The sequence below is a fragment of the Buttiauxella sp. A111 genome (genome assembly GCF_014189855.1).
GTDB lineage: Bacteria > Pseudomonadota > Gammaproteobacteria > Enterobacterales > Enterobacteriaceae > Buttiauxella > Buttiauxella selenatireducens.
The window spans coordinates 26,588-43,122 of record NZ_BJFN01000012.1; the positions used below are offsets into that span (position 1 = coordinate 26,588).

Consider the following 16,535-nt stretch of genomic DNA (forward strand, 5'->3'; position numbering starts at 1 on the left):
AAACATCGGAGAAACAGGAATCGTAATCTGTGAATACAGACGCATAAAAATGTTCTAAATGTGGTTTTAATACACCAAAATCGGGTTTTAATTCGCCAAAAATGGAGAGTCCAATGAGCCGCTCGCAAAATTTACGCCACAATGTGATTAACCAAATGATCGATGATATGGCTCGCGACCATATCCCTTCCCCACTCCCTTCGCAGAGTGCTCTGGCGGAGATGTACAACATCAGCCGCACCACGGTGCGCCATATCATGGGTCATTTAAGTGAGTGCGGCGTACTGACGCCAGTCGGCAGCGACTACGTGATCGCCCGTAAACCCAGCCATGACGACGGCTTCTCCTGCATCACCGCCTCACTGGCTGAGCAAAATCATATTTTCGAGCAAGCTTTTTTCACCATGATTAACCAGCGGCAGTTGCGCGCTGGTGAGACATTTTCCGAACTTCAACTGGCGCGTGCCGCAGGCGTCAGCCCGGTCGTTGTGCGGGAATATCTTTTAAAATTCGGGCGTTACAACCTCATTCAAAACGAGAAACGCGGCCAGTGGAGCATGAAACAGTTTGATCAATCCTGGGCAGAGCAACTGTTTGAACTGCGTGAAATGTTGGAAACGCACGCTCTGCAACATTTTCTGAATCTACCGGATAGCGACCCTCGTTGGTTAAGGGCTAAAACCTTGCTGGAACGCCATCGGATGCTACGCGATAGCATCGGCAGCAGTTTTCGCATGTTCTCCCAGCTTGACCACGAGTTTCACGCCCTGCTGCTTTCAGCTGCTGATAATATCTTTTTCAATCAATCCCTTGAGATAATATCCGTCATCTTTCACTTCCACTACCAGTGGGATGAGCGGGATCTCAAGCAGCGAAACATCATTGCTGTCGACGAACACATGACCATTCTCAGCGCCCTGATTTGCCGCAGCGATCTGGATGCGACGCTGGCGCTACGTAACCATTTGAATTCAGCCAAACAATCGATGATTCGTTCAATAAACCAGAGTCTTGAAAGTGCCCATTAAATGCCGATTAAAAACAGATAATCATTAACGGCAACACGATTTTATCAAATTTAAACACCAGAAAATTGTGCCTTACCTATGCTCACGTCAAGTCGACTGCATTAGAAAAACTCGTGAGTGGTGGTGAATAACATTTATCACTTGTCGTTTAAATAAATTCTGCTCAGCATTTTGTTGAGCAGAAAATAAAATCATAAGGTTCAGGAGTCCGGTGTGGAAAGAGAAAACATTAGCCTAGACCCGCGTTCTTCATTTGACGCGCCCTCACCTGCGGATATTTCCGCCCCGCCAGATGGGATGATTCAACGTAGCAGTAGAATAAAAAGAATACAGACTACGGCAATGATTTTGCTATTTTTTGCTGCTGTAATTAATTACCTCGATCGAAGTTCACTGTCGGTAGCGAATTTAACCATTCGTGAAGAATTAGGACTCAGTGCAACTCAAATCGGTGTCCTGCTTTCCGTCTTTTCACTCGCTTATGGTATTGCACAACTTCCCTGCGGCCCGCTGTTAGATCGCAAAGGTCCGCGCATTATGCTCGGCCTGGGAATGTTCTTCTGGTCACTGTTCCAGGCGCTCTCCGGCATGGTGCATACCTTCACTCAGTTTGTCCTGGTCCGCATCGGCATGGGGATTGGCGAAGCGCCAATGAACCCGTGCGGCGTGAAGGTCATCAACGACTGGTTCAACATCAAAGAACGGGGTCGCCCGATGGGGCTTTTTAACGCCGCCTCCACTATTGGGGTAGCGATAAGCCCGCCAATTTTGGCCGCAATGATGCTGGTGATGGGTTGGCGTGGGATGTTTATTACTATCGGCGTATTAGGTGTTTTCCTCGCCATCGGTTGGTACATGCTCTATCGCAACCGTGAACAGATTGAACTGACTGGCGTGGAACAAGCGTATCTGAATGCCGGAAGCGTTAACGCACGCCGCGATCCGCTGAGTTTTGCAGAGTGGCGCAGTTTATTTCGTAACCGCACCATGTGGGGCATGATGCTTGGCTTTAGCGGCATTAACTACACCGCGTGGCTGTATTTGGCCTGGCTGCCTGGCTATCTGCAAACGTCTTACAATCTGGATCTCAAAAGCACTGGGCTAATGGCCGCGATTCCGTTCCTGTTTGGTGCTGTGGGTATGCTGGTGAACGGCTTTGTCACTGACTGGCTGGTGAAAGGTGGGATGGCACCGATTAAAAGCCGTAAGATCTGCATCATCGCCGGGATGTTCTGTTCTGCGGCATTTACCTTCGTGGTTCCTCAGGCCACAACGTCTATGGAGGCCGTCTTACTGATTGGTATGGCGCTGTTCTGTATTCATTTCGCCGGAACTTCCTGCTGGGGACTGATCCATGTGGCTGTTGCGTCACGCATGACCGCGTCAGTCGGCAGTATCCAGAACTTTGCCAGTTTTATTTGTGCGTCTTTCGCACCGATTGTCACCGGCTTTATTGTTGATACGACCCACTCGTTCCGTCTTGCGCTGATCATCTGCGGTTGCGTCACGGCTCTGGGTGCGCTCGCTTATATCTTCCTGGTCCGTCAACCCATCAGTGACCCACGTACTCATTGATCACTGGCAGCCCGATAACACAATGCTTATCGGGCTAAGCCGGGACTGCAATGACTCATCAACGCCTCCATAAACACACGAAGAATAGCGGGTTGTGTTGCTGCACGTTTGGTGACTGAAGAGAACGGCCATTTAGAACCAAATTGCTTCGGCACAATCTGGCGCATCTGACCGGACTCAACCCATTGGCGGGCGTAATGTATGGGAAGGAAACCGATGTACGCCCCGGTCAGGATCAGAATGGCCTGTGCTTCGACATTGTCTACGGTCGCCGCCGCACTTCCTGATTTGAGCATTTGCAGATCGCGTTGTTGCAGGAAGCCACGCGCCACGATTTGACTATCCCGCACCGCTGCAATCAGGTCATCGCCCTCAGCCCGGTTTTCGAATAACGGATGGTAGCAACTGCAGTACAAACCATCTTCTTCGTCGTATACCGGCTTGTAGTCTAACCCTGCCACCTCGAACGGAAAATGTCCTATGGCGACGTGCAACCGTCCATCCAGCACGCGCTCCTCCAGCTCAGCAGGCGTACCAATGTAGATATCCAGTTGTACATCGTGTCCATGCGAGACGAACTGTCGCAAAGTGCGTGACAGTATGCTGCCGCTATCGGTAACGGTGTTGTCGATGATACCCAGATAGAGTCTGCCAGAGATGTGCCGCTTGAGTGACGAGGTATCCATACAAAATGTATCTACTGCCAATAACAAACGTTGTGCTGCCTCGTAGGTAGCCGCGCCATGTTCAGTCAACCGAAAGCCACTTCGTCCGCGTTCGCATAATTTGACACCGAGCCGTGTCTCAAGGCTGGTCATCTGTTCACTGATCGTGGATTGACTGACATTCAGGGCTGCCTGAGCGGCCGAAAAGCCTTTGCATTTCACAATTGTCATGAAAATTCTCAGCAGCTTCAGGTCAATATTGTGCAGTTGATTCACTTCTTTTTCCTCTTACGCTTTGCTTCGGAAATGGCGATATGAACATCTGATATTTTCTATTTTTATACTGCGAATTGTTGACCATAGTCATTGTTAAGGCAAATAAACCAGTGCCTGCCCTTTACCAGAAAATCCACAGATGGGGAGTGAAAATGGGGAACAATAACTATGAGTCTGGACGATTAAACTTGCCGTTTGTCGGGCATTGTACTTTTGCAAAATCGCCGGTGTGCCTCAACTGGGAAGAGATTGATGCCGACGTGGCAATTCTGGGTGCCCCTAACGATATGGGAACCCAATGGCGTGCTGGCGCCCGCTTTGGACCACGCGGTATTCGCGAGGCATCGACTCTGTTTTCATTTGGTCATGCCGGTGCTTATGACCATGAAGATGATGTGCTCTACCTGACTCAAGATCAGGTACGCATGGTCGATGTGGGTGATGCTGACATTGTGCATACCGATATGGTCAGTAGTAACGCCAACATCGAACTGGCAGTACGCAAAATTCTTGACTCCGGCGCCATGCCGGTGGTGCTGGGAGGCGACCATTCGATACACGCTCCGGTCATCAAGGCGTATGCCGGACGAGGGCCGATTCACATCGTGCACTTCGACGCCCACCTCGATTTTGTCGACGAACGCCACGGTGTGCGCTACGGACACGGCAGCCCACTACGCCGCGCGTCAGAAATGGACCATATCGTCGGTATGACGCAGCTTGGTATCAGGAATGTCTCCTCATCCAACCGCAGCGACTATGACGCCGCCCGCGCAGCAGGTTCAAACATCTTGTCTGTGCGTGACGTGCGCCGACTAGGTACCGAGGCTGTGCTGGCGCAGATCCCCGAAGGTTGTAACTACTATCTCACCATCGATATCGACGGTTTCGACCCGTCTATCGCGCCAGGTACCGGCACGCCGAGCCACGGTGGCTTCCAGTACTACGAGGTACTGGAAATCATTCAGGCACTGGCCAAACGCAGTGGTGGAAACATTATCGGCATGGATTTGGTCGAAGTGGCCCCTGCCTACGATCCCACCGGTGTGACCTCAATTCTGGCGGCCCAATTGCTGATGAACAGCATTGGTTTCATTTTCCACGAGCGTAAGCAAGCCCTGTCTCGCTGAACATAATCCGGGTGGCGCTGCCACCCACATGACCCTACATCCATAACCCGGAAGCCAAAATCCGGGTAATAAAAAAAGAGAGGATGATCAAATGGATGCAACCGTAAAACACTATCTTGACCAATACGGTATTTCCGAGGCAACGCAACGCTTCCTGGCTAAGCCGCAGAAAATGTTTATCGGTGGCCAGTGGATTGATGGAAGCGCAGGGGAAGTGAGTGCCGTTATTGAGCCGTCCACGCAAGGCATACTGACCTCTATTCCATTGGCGAGCACCGCAGACCTTGACCGCGCCGTGGCTGCTGCCCGCCACCAGTTCGACCACGGTGAATGGCGTCGCCTGAAGCCGCTGGAGCGCGAGCGCCTGATGCACCGCCTGGCTGACCTGATAGAAGCCAACGCTGATGAACTGGCTGAGATCGAATCGATTGATATGGGGAAATCGGTGTCACAGGCACGTGATGTCGACATTCAGGGCACCATCGACACCTTCCGCTATTTCGCAGGCTGGGCTTCTAAGCTGCATGGTCGCACCGTCGAGCCATCCCTGCCGGGCAATTATCTGGCGTATACCCGCAAAGAACCGATTGGCGTCGTTGCCGCGATTGTTCCGTGGAATTTCCCACTGCAAACCATGGCGTGGAAACTGGCGGCTGCACTGGCGGTAGGTTGTACTGCCGTGATTAAACCCGCTGAACTGACATCGTTGTCGACGCTGCGTTTTGCTGAATTAGTCCAGGAAGCCGGTATTCCTGACGGCGTGGTCAATATCATCACAGGACACGGCAATGTGATTGGCGCAGCTATGGCCAACCATCCGGGGATCGACAAAGTCACCTTTACCGGCTCCACTCCTGTTGGCCGTAAAGTCGGGCATACCGCCGTTGAGAACATCAAGCGTGTGACCCTGGAACTGGGAGGCAAGTCCCCTGTTCTGGTACTGGAAGATGCGGATATTCCTGCTGCGGCTCAGGCTGTCGCCAACGGTGTGTTCTTTAACTCCGGCCAGGTGTGCGATGCCGGTACCCGCGCCTATATTCACCGCAGTATTTATGATCGCTTCCTGACCGCACTTGCCGACTACACCTCAACGCTGAAGGTTGCTCCAGGGCTGGATCGGGAGTGTTTCATCAGCCCACTGGTATCAGCCAGGCAGAAGGACTCTGTTCTGTCCTACATTGATGCTGGAGTGCGCGAAGGTGCGAAACTTTACTATGGTGGAAAGCCTCATAAGGGCGAAGGGTTCTTCGTCGAGCCAACCATCTTTGCTCACTGTCGCAACGATATGCGTATCGTACAAGAAGAGATCTTTGGCCCGGTATTGGTGACTGCCCCATTCGATACCGTCGAGGAAGCTATTGAGCTCGCCAATGATTCGCCGTTTGGCCTGGCTGCCGCTATTTATTCTAACGACCTCGCCCGCGTACACACGCTGATTCCTCAGCTACGAGCCGGCTCAGTGTATGTCAACGCGCACAGCACAATCGACCCGGCACTGCCGTTTGGTGGTTTCAAGGATTCTGGTTTTGGTAAAGATCTGGGTCCTGAGCAGCTCGACTACCTGATGGAAACGAAAACGGTGTGGATCACCCTGCCTTCGTAATCCCACTCGCCTGTCACTTCCGAATTAGCTTGCAGCGGTTCGGAAGTGACCAGATTGCACGCAACACACTGAACTAGCGAGCCGGTCAGCGCCTGGCTTAACGAATTCTTATTGCTTCACCCTTATAGCTCACGGGGTACATCATGCAAACAGAATCAACAGCAGTTAAAGGGAGCAGCAACGAGCAAAGCACCATCGAAGGACGCTCAATAGACTTTGTGCCAGAACATGAACGTACTGACAAACTCTCCAGTCAGGGGCCTTTCTGGTTCGTCGGCAACTTTACTTTTTTTACCATGACCATCGGCTTTGTCGGGCCGAGTGTCGGGCTTGATTCAATATGGACCACTGTCGCCGGTACCCTGGGCATCATGTTTGGCACGCTGTTTATGGCCTTCCATGGTTCACAAGGGCCGCATTTGGGGCTTCCGCAGATGATCCAATCACGCGCCCAGTTTGGCTATCGTGGCGTGGTGCTGGTATTGATCGCGACCCTGTTTGTGTTCGCAGGCTTCAATATCGTCAACCTGGTGTTGATGATGCAGGGGCTCAAAACGCTGTTCAGTTGGGATCCGATGCAAGTTGCGCTGGCCGTGACTTTACCGGCCACGATTCTTGCCATACTCGGCCACGACTGGATGCACAAAACCTTCAAATGGTCACTGTACCTGTCGCTGCCTTTATACGGCCTGGTCACTCTGGCGGTGCTGATGGGCTGGGTTCAGGATGCTCCGGTGATCAAAGGGGTTGTTCCGGAAACACCTTTAGGCTTCAACTGGACGGGATTTATTGCCCAGTTCGCAGCGGCTGCCAGTTACAACATCGCCTATGCACCGTATGTTTCTGATTATTCACGCTACCTGCCGAAAAACACGTCGAGCAGCAAGCTGATCACAGCGGTATTTTTGGGCGCATCGTTGTCGGGTGCATGGATGATCTCGGTAGGAGGCTGGTTGGCGTCCCATCTGCACACAACAGATGTGCTGGTGGCACTTAACGCGGTCGGCGCAGGTTTTGCCCCTCATCTGGGTACGGTTGTGGTGGCGATTACTATCCTGGCTTTCCTGCCTGTTATCGCGATGAATATTTACAGCGCCAAACTCACCGCGATTACCAGTATCGACTCCTTCAAGAAGATAGAACCGACTGCCAAAGCCCGTGTTGTGGCCATCATCTTCGTGGTGTGCTTGCAACTGGGTGTGGCGATGAGCATCTACAACTCTGGCTCTGGCCTGTCAGTGCTCAACATCTACCTCGTCGTGATGCTGTACTTCCTGGTGCCCTGGACTGCGGTCAACCTCACGGACTATTTCTTTGTGCGTAGAGGCCGTTATGCCATCCCACATTTCTTCTTGCCACACGACAACATTTACGGCCGCTGGGGGACGCGTGGCTTGCTCTCCTACCTGGTGGGTTTCATGGCGATGGTCCCGTTCTTCTGCATCTTTGATGGGAGTCGCGAGGTGTTTGTCGGCCCGATTGCGCAGGCAATGGGCAGCGTGGATTTAGCCTGGCTGGTGGGGCTTATCGTTTCAAGCATCGTCTACTACCTGTCTTGTCGTTCGCTGAATCTTCATCACGAAGAAGCGGTTATCGCGCATATCGAAATCAATATGCCGGAATACACCACCGGGAATAAAAGGCGCGCCTGAGGCGGTTGTCCAGAATAAAAATGGAGCAAGAATATTATGTCTACCAAACAATATGACTACATCATCGTGGGTGCCGGATCGGCAGGTTGTGTGCTGGCAAATCGTCTAACCGAAGACCCTAAAGTCAGCGTGCTGGTGGTCGAGTATGGCGGAAGTGATAAAAGCGTCATCATTCAGATGCCCAGCGCATTCTCGATACCGATGAACACCAAAAAATACAACTGGCACTATGAAACCGAACCCGAGCCACATCTGGATGGCCGCCGCCTGCACTGCCCGCGCGGCAAAGTGCTTGGCGGTTCGTCGTCGATCAACGGCCTGGTTTACATTCGTGGCCATGCCTACGACTTCGATGAATGGGAGTCATTAGGTGCCAAAAACTGGGGTTATCGCAACTGTCTGCCGTATTTCCGCAAAGCGGAAAACTTCAAATTTGGCGGCGATGATTATCGTGGATCAGAAGGCCCACTGAGCACCAACAACGGCAACAATATGCAAAACCCGCTGTACGGTGCCTGGATTGAGGCTGGCGCGCAGGCGGGCTACATCAAGACCGAAGATACCAACGGATACATGCAGGAAGGTTTTGGTGCGATGCATATGACGGTCAAGAATGGTGTGCGCTGGTCGACGGCGAACGCCTATTTACGGCCTGCGATGGAGCGCCCAAATCTGACCGTCGTCACCCATGCGATGACCCGTAAACTGGTGCTCGAAGGCAAGCGTGTGGTGGGCGTCGAGTATGAGCAAAATGGGGAAGTACACACCGTACGCTGTACACGAGAGGTGTTGGTGTCTTCTGGCCCTATCGGCTCCCCTCACCTGTTGCAGCGTTCTGGCATCGGCCCGGCTGAAGTGCTGCGTAAAGCCGGGATTGAGGTGAAACACGACTTGCCCGGTGTCGGTGAAAACTTGCAGGATCACTCCGAGATTTACATTCAATTCGAATGTAAGGAACCGGTGTCGCTTAATAGCAAAATGGGGTTGTTCTCTAAGGCGCTGATTGGCCTGCGCTGGTTATTGTTCAAAGATGGTTTGGGCGCGAGCAACCATTTTGAAGCCGGTGGATTCATCCGCTCAGGGAAAGGGTTGCGCTGGCCGGATATCCAGTTCCATTTTTTACCTGCGGCGATGCGCTATGACGGTGATAAACCGTTTAAAGGACACGGTTTTATGGTGCTCACAGGCCCGAATAAGCCCAAAAGCCGGGGTTATGTGCGTGTGCGCTCAGCCGACCCGTATCAACATCCGGAAATCCGTTTTAACTATCTTGAGCGCGAAGAAGACCGCGAAGGCTTCCGCCGTTGTGTGCGCCTGACGCGTGAGATAATTGGCCAGCAAGCGATGGACAGCTTCCGTGGTGTGGAACTGGCCCCCGGCCCTAATGTGAAAACAGACGAAGAAATTGATGCGTTTGTGCGTGCCAACATGGAAAGCACCATGCACCCGTGTGGTTCTTGCCGGATGGGTGAAGACAGCCTCGCCGTGGTGAATTCCGAATTGCGCGTACATGGCCTGCAAGGTGTGCGAGTGGTTGATTCATCGGTGTTTCCAACTGAGCCGAACGGCAACCTGAACGCACCGACTATTATGCTGGCAGAACGTGCGGCTGATCTGATTCGTGGCAACACTTTGCTGGCACCGTCCGATGCGCAGGTCGGCCTTGCCGATAACTGGGAAATTCAACAACGCACCAGCATCCCTCGTCGCGACGTTGCCGTCTAGGTCTGCCTGTTTCGATAAATTATTGATTAATCCCGCAAGCCACCAGCCCAAAAAGCGGTTGGTGGCTTCGTGCATATACCCTGTTAGTTGCACTGGAAATAGTGTTGAATAATACCTTTGGCGGCTGGCATCCGCTTAATTGGTACTCATAAGGGTCAATCAATAATGAATGCTCAAACACCGAAAACCCCAACGTCTTCTGTATCAACAGGTGGGATATTTAGCGCGGCTTGCCTGCAATTTCTAAAACAACTTGCGCAAAACAACTCCCGCGAGTGGTTCAAAGCCCATCAGGATGAATACGAAAATAGCGTGAGAACGCCAGCTCTACGGTTTATTGAGCAGATGCAGCCCAGTATTCTTGCTCTATCACCGAAGCTCACCGCCGTGCCGAAAAAAGTCGGTGGTAGCCTTATGCGCCCGCAGCGGGATAGCCGCTTCAGCAAAGATAAAACACCTTACAAAACCAATGTTGGCATTCAATTTCGCCATTTTCAGGGCAAAGATGTCCATGCACCGGGGTTATATCTGCATATAGCTGAGGAGGGTTGTTTTATTGCGGCGGGGATCTGGCACCCTGAATCTAAAGCCTTAAATGCTATTCGCAGGTGTATTGATGAAAACCCAAACGCTTATCAAAAGGCATTACAAGCATTGCAAAGTCAGGGATTTATCATGGATGGTGATAGCTTAAGTCGCCTACCAAAAGGCTACGACAAGACTCATCCTTTGTTACAGGAATTAAAACGCAAAGACTTCATCGCGGTGAAAAATATCGACTTTGAAGAGCTGTGCAAGCCTGGGTCCGTCAATTTCTGTGCCGAACAGTTTCAACATTGCAGTCAACTGATGGCCTACCTGTGCTTTGCTCTGGAACTGGATTTCTAGAACACGCCGGAACAGTTGCCAAAATGTTAATTACGTCACAAATATGGTGCTACACTACGCGGCTTTATCGCAGAAACGACGCCAGGTGACGAAATGAGTGAGCATATTGAAGGGACAATCGAAGCAAGGGCCAGAACGCGGCCTAACTGGTCAGCGGTATTTGCCGTAGCGTTTTGCGTAGCCTGTCTGATTACCGTGGAGTTTTTACCGGTAAGTTTGCTGACACCAATGGCACAAGAGCTGGGAATTTCTGAAGGACTTGCTGGGCAGTCCGTCACCATCACCGCTTTTGTCGCCATGTTCGCGAGCCTGTTTGTGACCAGTATTATTCGCACAACCGACAGGCGCTATGTGGTAATCCTGTTCTCCGTGCTGCTCACCCTCTCCTGCCTGCTGGTTTCCTTTGCGAATAGCTTCACCATGTTGTTGATTGGCCGCGCGTGTCTGGGTATCGCGCTGGGCGGATTCTGGGCGATGTCAGCGTCCCTGACTATGCGACTGGTTCCGACGAGCAAGGTGCCAAAAGCACTCTCGGTGATCTTTGGCGCCGTCTCAATCGCACTGGTGATTGCCGCCCCGCTCGGCAGTTTTTTAGGCGGTATTATTGGCTGGCGCAATGTGTTTAACGGCGCGGCACTGATGGGTGTTGCCTGCATCATTTGGGTGTGGAAAGCGCTACCTTCGCTTCCTGGCGAATCGACCCAACATAAGCAAAACATGTTCGGCCTGCTTAAACGTCCCGGCGTGCTGGCAGGTATGACGGCAATCTTTATGACATTTGCCGCCCAGTTCGCCTTCTTTACTTACATCCGCCCGGTTTACATGACGCTCGCCGGATTCGACGTTGATGGCCTGACGCTGGTGCTGTTGAGCTTTGGTATCGCCAGTTTTGTCGGCACATCGCTTTCCGCAGTATTCCTCAAGCGTTCGCTGAAACTGGCGCTCACCTGTGCCCCGCTCATATTGGCACTGAGCGCGGTAATACTGGTGTTGTGGGGTTCGGACAAAATTGTCGCCTCAGCCATTGCCATTATCTGGGGCTTCTCGTTCGCGTTGATCCCAGTCGGTTGGTCAACATGGATAACCCGTTCACTTGCGGATCAAGCTGAAAAAGCGGGATCAATTCAGGTTGCGGTGATCCAGTTAGCGAACACCTGCGGTGCCGCAATTGGTGGGTTCGCGCTTGATAACCTCGGCTTGCTTTCGCCGCTGGTGCTGTCTGGCAGTTTGATGCTGCTAACGGCATTGTTGGTGGCGGTAAAGGTTCGAGTAAAGTAGTGGTGCCGGACGGTGCGTTGCTTTTCGGAACGACCGTCCTTTAAACGTAGAGTGGGTAAGCGCCAGCGCCACCCACCAAAAACAGTCAGCCCCGCCAGAAAGGTTTATCCCCAAGAATCGTCGCGCGATGCATTATGCGGCGAGCCGGCAGGTAGTCGGCATTCGCATAATGCTGTGTCACACGGTTATCCCAGATGGCAATATCGTTTTCAGCCCAGCGCCAGCGCACCTGAAACTCCGGCTTTGTAATGTGCGCGAACAAGAAGGCGAGCAGCGCATCACTCTCTTTTTGTGAGAGATCGACAATCCGCGTGGTGAACCCTTCATTAACAAACAGCGCCTGTTTGCCGCTCACTGGATGAGTGCGGATAACCGGATGAAGCAGTGGGGGATTTTTAACAACGGCCTCGCGCCAGCGCTGATGCTCTTCCTCACTTCGCAGATGCTTATACTCCGGGAATGACTTCTTAAAATCATGCTCCGCATGAAGACCAGACAGCAAACGCCTGAAGGGTTCCGAAAGCGCTTCATAGGCCGCAATGCCGCTGGTCCACAACGTATCGCCACCGGTTTCAGGAATCAGCTTCGCTGCCAATATTGCCCCGGCTGGCGGCGTTTCAATAAACGTGACATCGGTATGCCAGTTATCGTTATCCGGCGGATTATCGTTGTGCGTATCCAGCACGATTATCTCTTCCACCCCTTCCGCGTGTGGATAAACCGGGTGAATGTGCAGATCGCCAAAGCGCTGCGCCAGTGCACGTTGCTGTGCGGGTGTAATAGGCTGATCGCGCAGGAACAGCACCTGATGGCGGATCAGCGCATGATAAATCTGCTCAAACTGGTTATCGGTCAACCCTCGGCTCAGCGTCACACCGCTGACCTGCGCACCAATGTAAGGCCCCAGAGGCGTAATATTCACTTTTTCACTCATTGCCCTTCTCCATGCCATGGGGTTAAACGACGCTGCAAAGCACGCAAACCCAGCTCTAAACAAAATGCGATTACGGCAATCACACCGATGCCTGCAAGCACCACGTCTGTTGCCAAAAACTCACCTGCAGATTGCACCATGAAGCCCAGCCCACGCGTGGCGGCGATAAGCTCAGCGGCAACCAGCGTTGACCAGCCCACGCCAAGTCCAATGCGAAATCCAGTCAGGATTTCCGGCAGCGCACCAGGCAAAATGACATGCCACACAACCTGGAGGCGTGATGCCCCAAGAGCCTGGGCGGCACGAATGCGAACCTGTTTTGCACTGCGAACCCCAGCCATGGTCGACATCGCGACAGGGGCGAAAATCGCCAGGTAAATCAGCAAGATTTTCGAGGTTTCACCAATGCCGAACCAAATCACCATCAGTGGTAGATAAGCCAGCGGAGGTACCGGGCGATAAAGCTCAATCAGAGGATCGAGAATGCCTCGAACCGTTGGGCTAAGCCCCATGGCGATGCCTACCGGAATGCCAATCAATACTGCGGCTAAAAGTGCTGTGAGGATACGCAACAGGCTGGCGGCAAGATGCTGCCAAAGTGTTGCATCCATAAACCCCTGCGGCCCGGCAATGCTAATCAGCTTTACCAATACCTGGCCTGGAGGAGGCAAAAACAGCGGGCTTACCCATTGCTGTGCGGCCACCCACCACCACAGCAATACGATTGCCGTGACCGTTGCGATGCTCAGCGTTAGCTGGCGCGAGAATGGCCAGTGCACTGCCAGCCTTTTGCGGCGGGCTTTATCCTGAATAACGATGCTCATAGGAAGCCCTCGCGTTGCTCAAACACTCGGCTCAACACGTACTCGCGTTTAGCAATAAACTCAGGGTCGGATTTGATACTGCGGCATGGCTCGCCTTCTGTGAAACGGCGGCCAAAATCGAGCGGTAAACGCTCCAGTACACGCCCAGGTCCGGGTGACAACAACACCAACTCAGTCGCCAGGAAAACCGCTTCTTCAATGTCATGCGTAATCAGCAGCACCTGACGGCGGCTTTCGTGCCACAGCTTTAAAAGCAGCGTCTGCATTTGCTCGCGGGTGAAGGCGTCCAGTGCGCCAAAGGGTTCGTCGAGCAATAAAAGTTGTGGCCGTGTTGCCAGCGCTCGGGCAATCCCTACTCGCTGACGCTGTCCACCAGAGAGCTGCCAGATGGCTCGTTTCGCCTTATCTTCCAGACCCACTTTGCGCAGCATATCGAGCGCGATTTCCTCACGCGCTGGCTTTGGCTCCCCTGCAAGTTGCAGGCCAAAAGCGACATTTTCCAGCACCGTACGCCACGGCAGCAGCCCTTCATGTTGAAAGACCACGCCGCGCTCAGCGCCCGGTCCCGTCACCGGTTTGCCTGCAAGCGTGATGCTCCCGGAATGATAAGGAACAAAGCCAGCAATCAGGTTCAACAGCGTGGTTTTCCCGCAGCCGGATGGGCCGAGAACGACCAGTAACTCGCCCTCATCCACGGTCAGATTGATGTCGTTGAGAACAGTTTTACCGTCATAATCCACGCTTAAATGCGAAACCTGTAACATGACTTACCCCTTACTGCGCCAGCGTTTTCACGAAGCGGTCAGTGACGAACTGGCTGTAATCCGTCTCAACTGCCGGGACTTTACCCTGCGATTTTAGGAACTGCGCGGTATCGACAATCGCTTTATTCACCGGGCCACTGAGCTGCTCTGTTTGCTGGCTCGCGGTGAGATAGGTATTGCCCTTCACCAGCACAGGAACGTCGCTTTCAGGCACGCCGCTCAAACGTGAGAGCTTGCTAAGGTTGTCCGGTTGTTTAAGCCAAACATCTGGGTTATCGATGTAACTTTTCTGTGCCGCAAGTGCACTTTTGGCAAAGGCTTCAACCACTTCCGGATGCGCTTGAGCAAAATCTTTACGCACGACCCAAACATCCAACGTCGGAGCTCCCCACTTGCCGACTTGTGCAGAATCCGTCAGCACGGTGCCCTCTTTTTCCAGCTCGTTAACCGCTGGCGCCCAGACATAAGCACCATCAATATCGCCACGTTGCCAGGCCGCGATAATCGCTGGAGGTTGAAGGTTAAGGATTTCCACCTGGCCAGGCTTAATACCCCAGTGTTTCAGAGCTGCCAACAGGCTGTAATGCGTGGTGGAGATAAACGGCACGGCAATACGCTTGCCGATAAGATCTTTTGGACTGGTGATGCCTTTCTTCACAACCAGCGCTTCGGAGTTACCCAACTGCGAAGCAAGAAGGAATACTTCGATAGGTACATTCTGGCTTGCAGCCACTGCCAGCGGGCTGGAGCCAATATTACCAATCTGCACATCGCCCGATGCCAACGCGCGCACAACACTCGCACCGCTGTCGAATTTGCGCCATTCGACTTTTGCGCCACTATCTTTGGCAAAAGCATTATCGGCCTGCGCAACTTTGGCCGGTTCAGCGGAAGTTTGATACGCGACGGTCACATCCACCGCGAAGACAGGCGTTGCAATAAGAGCCAGAGCGGCCAGCCAGAGAGAATGTCGTTTTGCCATGATGAGTGCTCCTGTATTGATGATGGGAGCAGTATTTCTAACGGCGACGATTACATAAAAGAATTAAAAATTATCGCTAATGCTTTTATGTTTTTAGATGAATTTTGGGGAAGGATAGCTGGGGAATGGGATATGGATAATGATCAGAAAATCGAATCTTTTAGCGGCCTGTAGGTCTTTGGAGATCCAAAGACCTGGTGTGATCGGCGAGGATCCTCGCGTCCAGTCACATTCTTTCCTTTGCGACAAACACTGGCTCCAGGTACTCGTCAGCCTCGTATCGCGGCTTCGATAGCAGCAACGTCTATTTTCTTCATCGACATCATCGCACCAAATGCACGCCTGGCGGTGTCACCACCCGTGGCCAGAGCATCGGTTAGTACACGTGGAGTAATTTGCCAGCTAACACCCCATTTATCCTTGCACCAGCCGCACTCACTTTCCTGGCCGCCGTTACCGACAATAGCGTTCCAGTAGCGGTCTGTTTCCGCCTGATCGTCGGTGGATATCTGAAAGGAAAAAGCTTCATTATGTTTGAAATGCGGCCCGCCGTTGAGGCCAATGCATGACACGCCCGCGACGATAAACTCGACAACTATTGTGTCGCCAGCCTTACCATTCGGATAGTCGCCTGGGGCAGGAATGACGGCTCCAACACTGCTGTCTGGAAAAGTCGCAGCATAGAAACGTGCGGCCGCCTCCGCATCATGATCGTACCAAATGCAGATTGTATTCTTAGCCATAAGTTAGCCTGCTTGTCATGTTTCTTACCGGGTGGCACCGATACCTGTGCGCTCAATTCCGGTAACCGTACCCGCAGTGCCTTACCGGCATTACGCCTTTTGTGTTTAACCAACCATAAGTATGTACCGGATCTGGATCATGTGACTGTAAGAGGTGTAATTTGTGGTCTGTATCGCTTAACTGACGGGAAACTTACCCACGAAAACAGTGAATAAATAGAGTCATTCTACGAGGGTATTAAGGGTATTTTCACAGGTTGGCTTGCATGAGAGCGGATATGCAGGAGCGGTTCGGGTAAATCGCAGACAGCAAAAAGCCCTGTACGTCAGTACAGGGCTTTTACTCGTATCATCCTGATACTCGCCCCTCCGGGGCCGCCGTGACCGGCGTGCAAAATTGTTCCCGACAGTTTATTGCAGACAGCAAAAAGCCCTGTACGTCAGTACAGGGCTTTCCACTTATTTGGA

Annotated in this window: 14 protein-coding genes; 8 read left to right on the forward strand and 6 right to left on the reverse strand. The window is 52.5% G+C overall.

Features of this window, described 5'->3' with window-relative positions:
- Positions 1-113 precede the first annotated feature (113 nt).
- Positions 114-1,028, forward strand: a complete 915-nt coding sequence (locus tag BSPA111_RS21755) for a GntR family transcriptional regulator (RefSeq protein ID WP_183273228.1) — start codon at positions 114-116, stop codon at positions 1,026-1,028.
- 213 nt (positions 1,029-1,241) lie between these two features.
- Complete coding sequence (locus tag BSPA111_RS21760) at positions 1,242-2,603, forward strand: MFS transporter (protein WP_183273229.1); 1,362 nt, start codon at positions 1,242-1,244, stop codon at positions 2,601-2,603.
- A 26-nt stretch (positions 2,604-2,629) separates the two neighbouring features.
- On the opposite strand, the gene BSPA111_RS21765 is transcribed toward BSPA111_RS21760, so the two are convergent.
- Positions 2,630-3,544 carry a LysR family transcriptional regulator gene (locus BSPA111_RS21765; RefSeq protein WP_183273230.1) on the reverse strand — a complete coding sequence of 305 codons (915 nt, stop codon included), beginning with the start codon at positions 3,542-3,544 and terminating at the stop codon, positions 2,630-2,632.
- 152 nt (positions 3,545-3,696) lie between these two features.
- Here BSPA111_RS21765 and speB point away from each other — a divergent pair, with 152 nt between their 5' ends.
- The 6 genes from speB (at position 3,697) to nepI (ending at position 11,820) form a co-directional block, all read left to right on the forward strand.
- Positions 3,697-4,674, forward strand: a complete 978-nt coding sequence (gene speB / locus BSPA111_RS21770; protein ID WP_183273231.1) for an agmatinase — start codon at positions 3,697-3,699, stop codon at positions 4,672-4,674.
- Between the two features lie 91 nt (positions 4,675-4,765).
- Positions 4,766-6,277, forward strand: coding sequence for an aldehyde dehydrogenase (locus tag BSPA111_RS21775; RefSeq protein ID WP_183273232.1), 1,512 nt, complete (start codon positions 4,766-4,768; stop codon positions 6,275-6,277).
- A gap of 143 nt (positions 6,278-6,420) precedes the next feature.
- On the forward strand, positions 6,421-7,929 hold the full coding sequence (locus BSPA111_RS21780) for a cytosine permease (protein WP_183273233.1): 1,509 nt from the start codon (positions 6,421-6,423) through the stop codon (positions 7,927-7,929).
- A gap of 36 nt (positions 7,930-7,965) precedes the next feature.
- On the forward strand, positions 7,966-9,654 hold the full coding sequence (gene betA / locus BSPA111_RS21785) for a choline dehydrogenase (protein ID WP_183273234.1): 1,689 nt from the start codon (positions 7,966-7,968) through the stop codon (positions 9,652-9,654).
- 117 nt (positions 9,655-9,771) lie between these two features.
- A complete protein-coding gene (locus BSPA111_RS21790; RefSeq protein ID WP_255459321.1) occupies positions 9,772-10,542 on the forward strand; it encodes a DUF2461 domain-containing protein in 771 nt (256 codons plus the stop codon).
- A 93-nt stretch (positions 10,543-10,635) separates the two neighbouring features.
- Positions 10,636-11,820, forward strand: coding sequence for a purine ribonucleoside efflux pump NepI (nepI, locus tag BSPA111_RS21795; protein ID WP_183273235.1), 1,185 nt, complete (start codon positions 10,636-10,638; stop codon positions 11,818-11,820).
- Positions 11,821-11,905: 85 nt separating this feature from the next.
- Here nepI and tauD read toward each other — a convergent pair whose 3' ends face one another.
- From tauD to BSPA111_RS21820, 5 genes are all read right to left on the reverse strand, one after another.
- Positions 11,906-12,754, reverse strand: coding sequence for a taurine dioxygenase (tauD, locus tag BSPA111_RS21800; protein ID WP_183273236.1), 849 nt, complete (start codon positions 12,752-12,754; stop codon positions 11,906-11,908).
- Positions 12,751-13,578, reverse strand: a complete 828-nt coding sequence (tauC, locus tag BSPA111_RS21805) for a taurine ABC transporter permease TauC (protein ID WP_183273237.1) — start codon at positions 13,576-13,578, stop codon at positions 12,751-12,753. The genes tauD and tauC overlap by 4 nt, the downstream gene beginning before the upstream one ends.
- On the reverse strand, positions 13,575-14,342 hold the full coding sequence (gene tauB, locus BSPA111_RS21810) for a taurine ABC transporter ATP-binding subunit (RefSeq protein WP_183273238.1): 768 nt from the start codon (positions 14,340-14,342) through the stop codon (positions 13,575-13,577). The genes tauC and tauB overlap by 4 nt, the downstream gene beginning before the upstream one ends.
- Before the next feature lie 10 nt (positions 14,343-14,352).
- Positions 14,353-15,324 carry a taurine ABC transporter substrate-binding protein gene (tauA, locus tag BSPA111_RS21815; RefSeq protein WP_183273239.1) on the reverse strand — a complete coding sequence of 324 codons (972 nt, stop codon included), beginning with the start codon at positions 15,322-15,324 and terminating at the stop codon, positions 14,353-14,355.
- A 269-nt stretch (positions 15,325-15,593) separates the two neighbouring features.
- On the reverse strand, positions 15,594-16,067 hold the full coding sequence (locus BSPA111_RS21820; RefSeq protein ID WP_183273240.1) for a VOC family protein: 474 nt from the start codon (positions 16,065-16,067) through the stop codon (positions 15,594-15,596).
- Between the last annotated feature and the right edge of the window lie 468 nt (positions 16,068-16,535).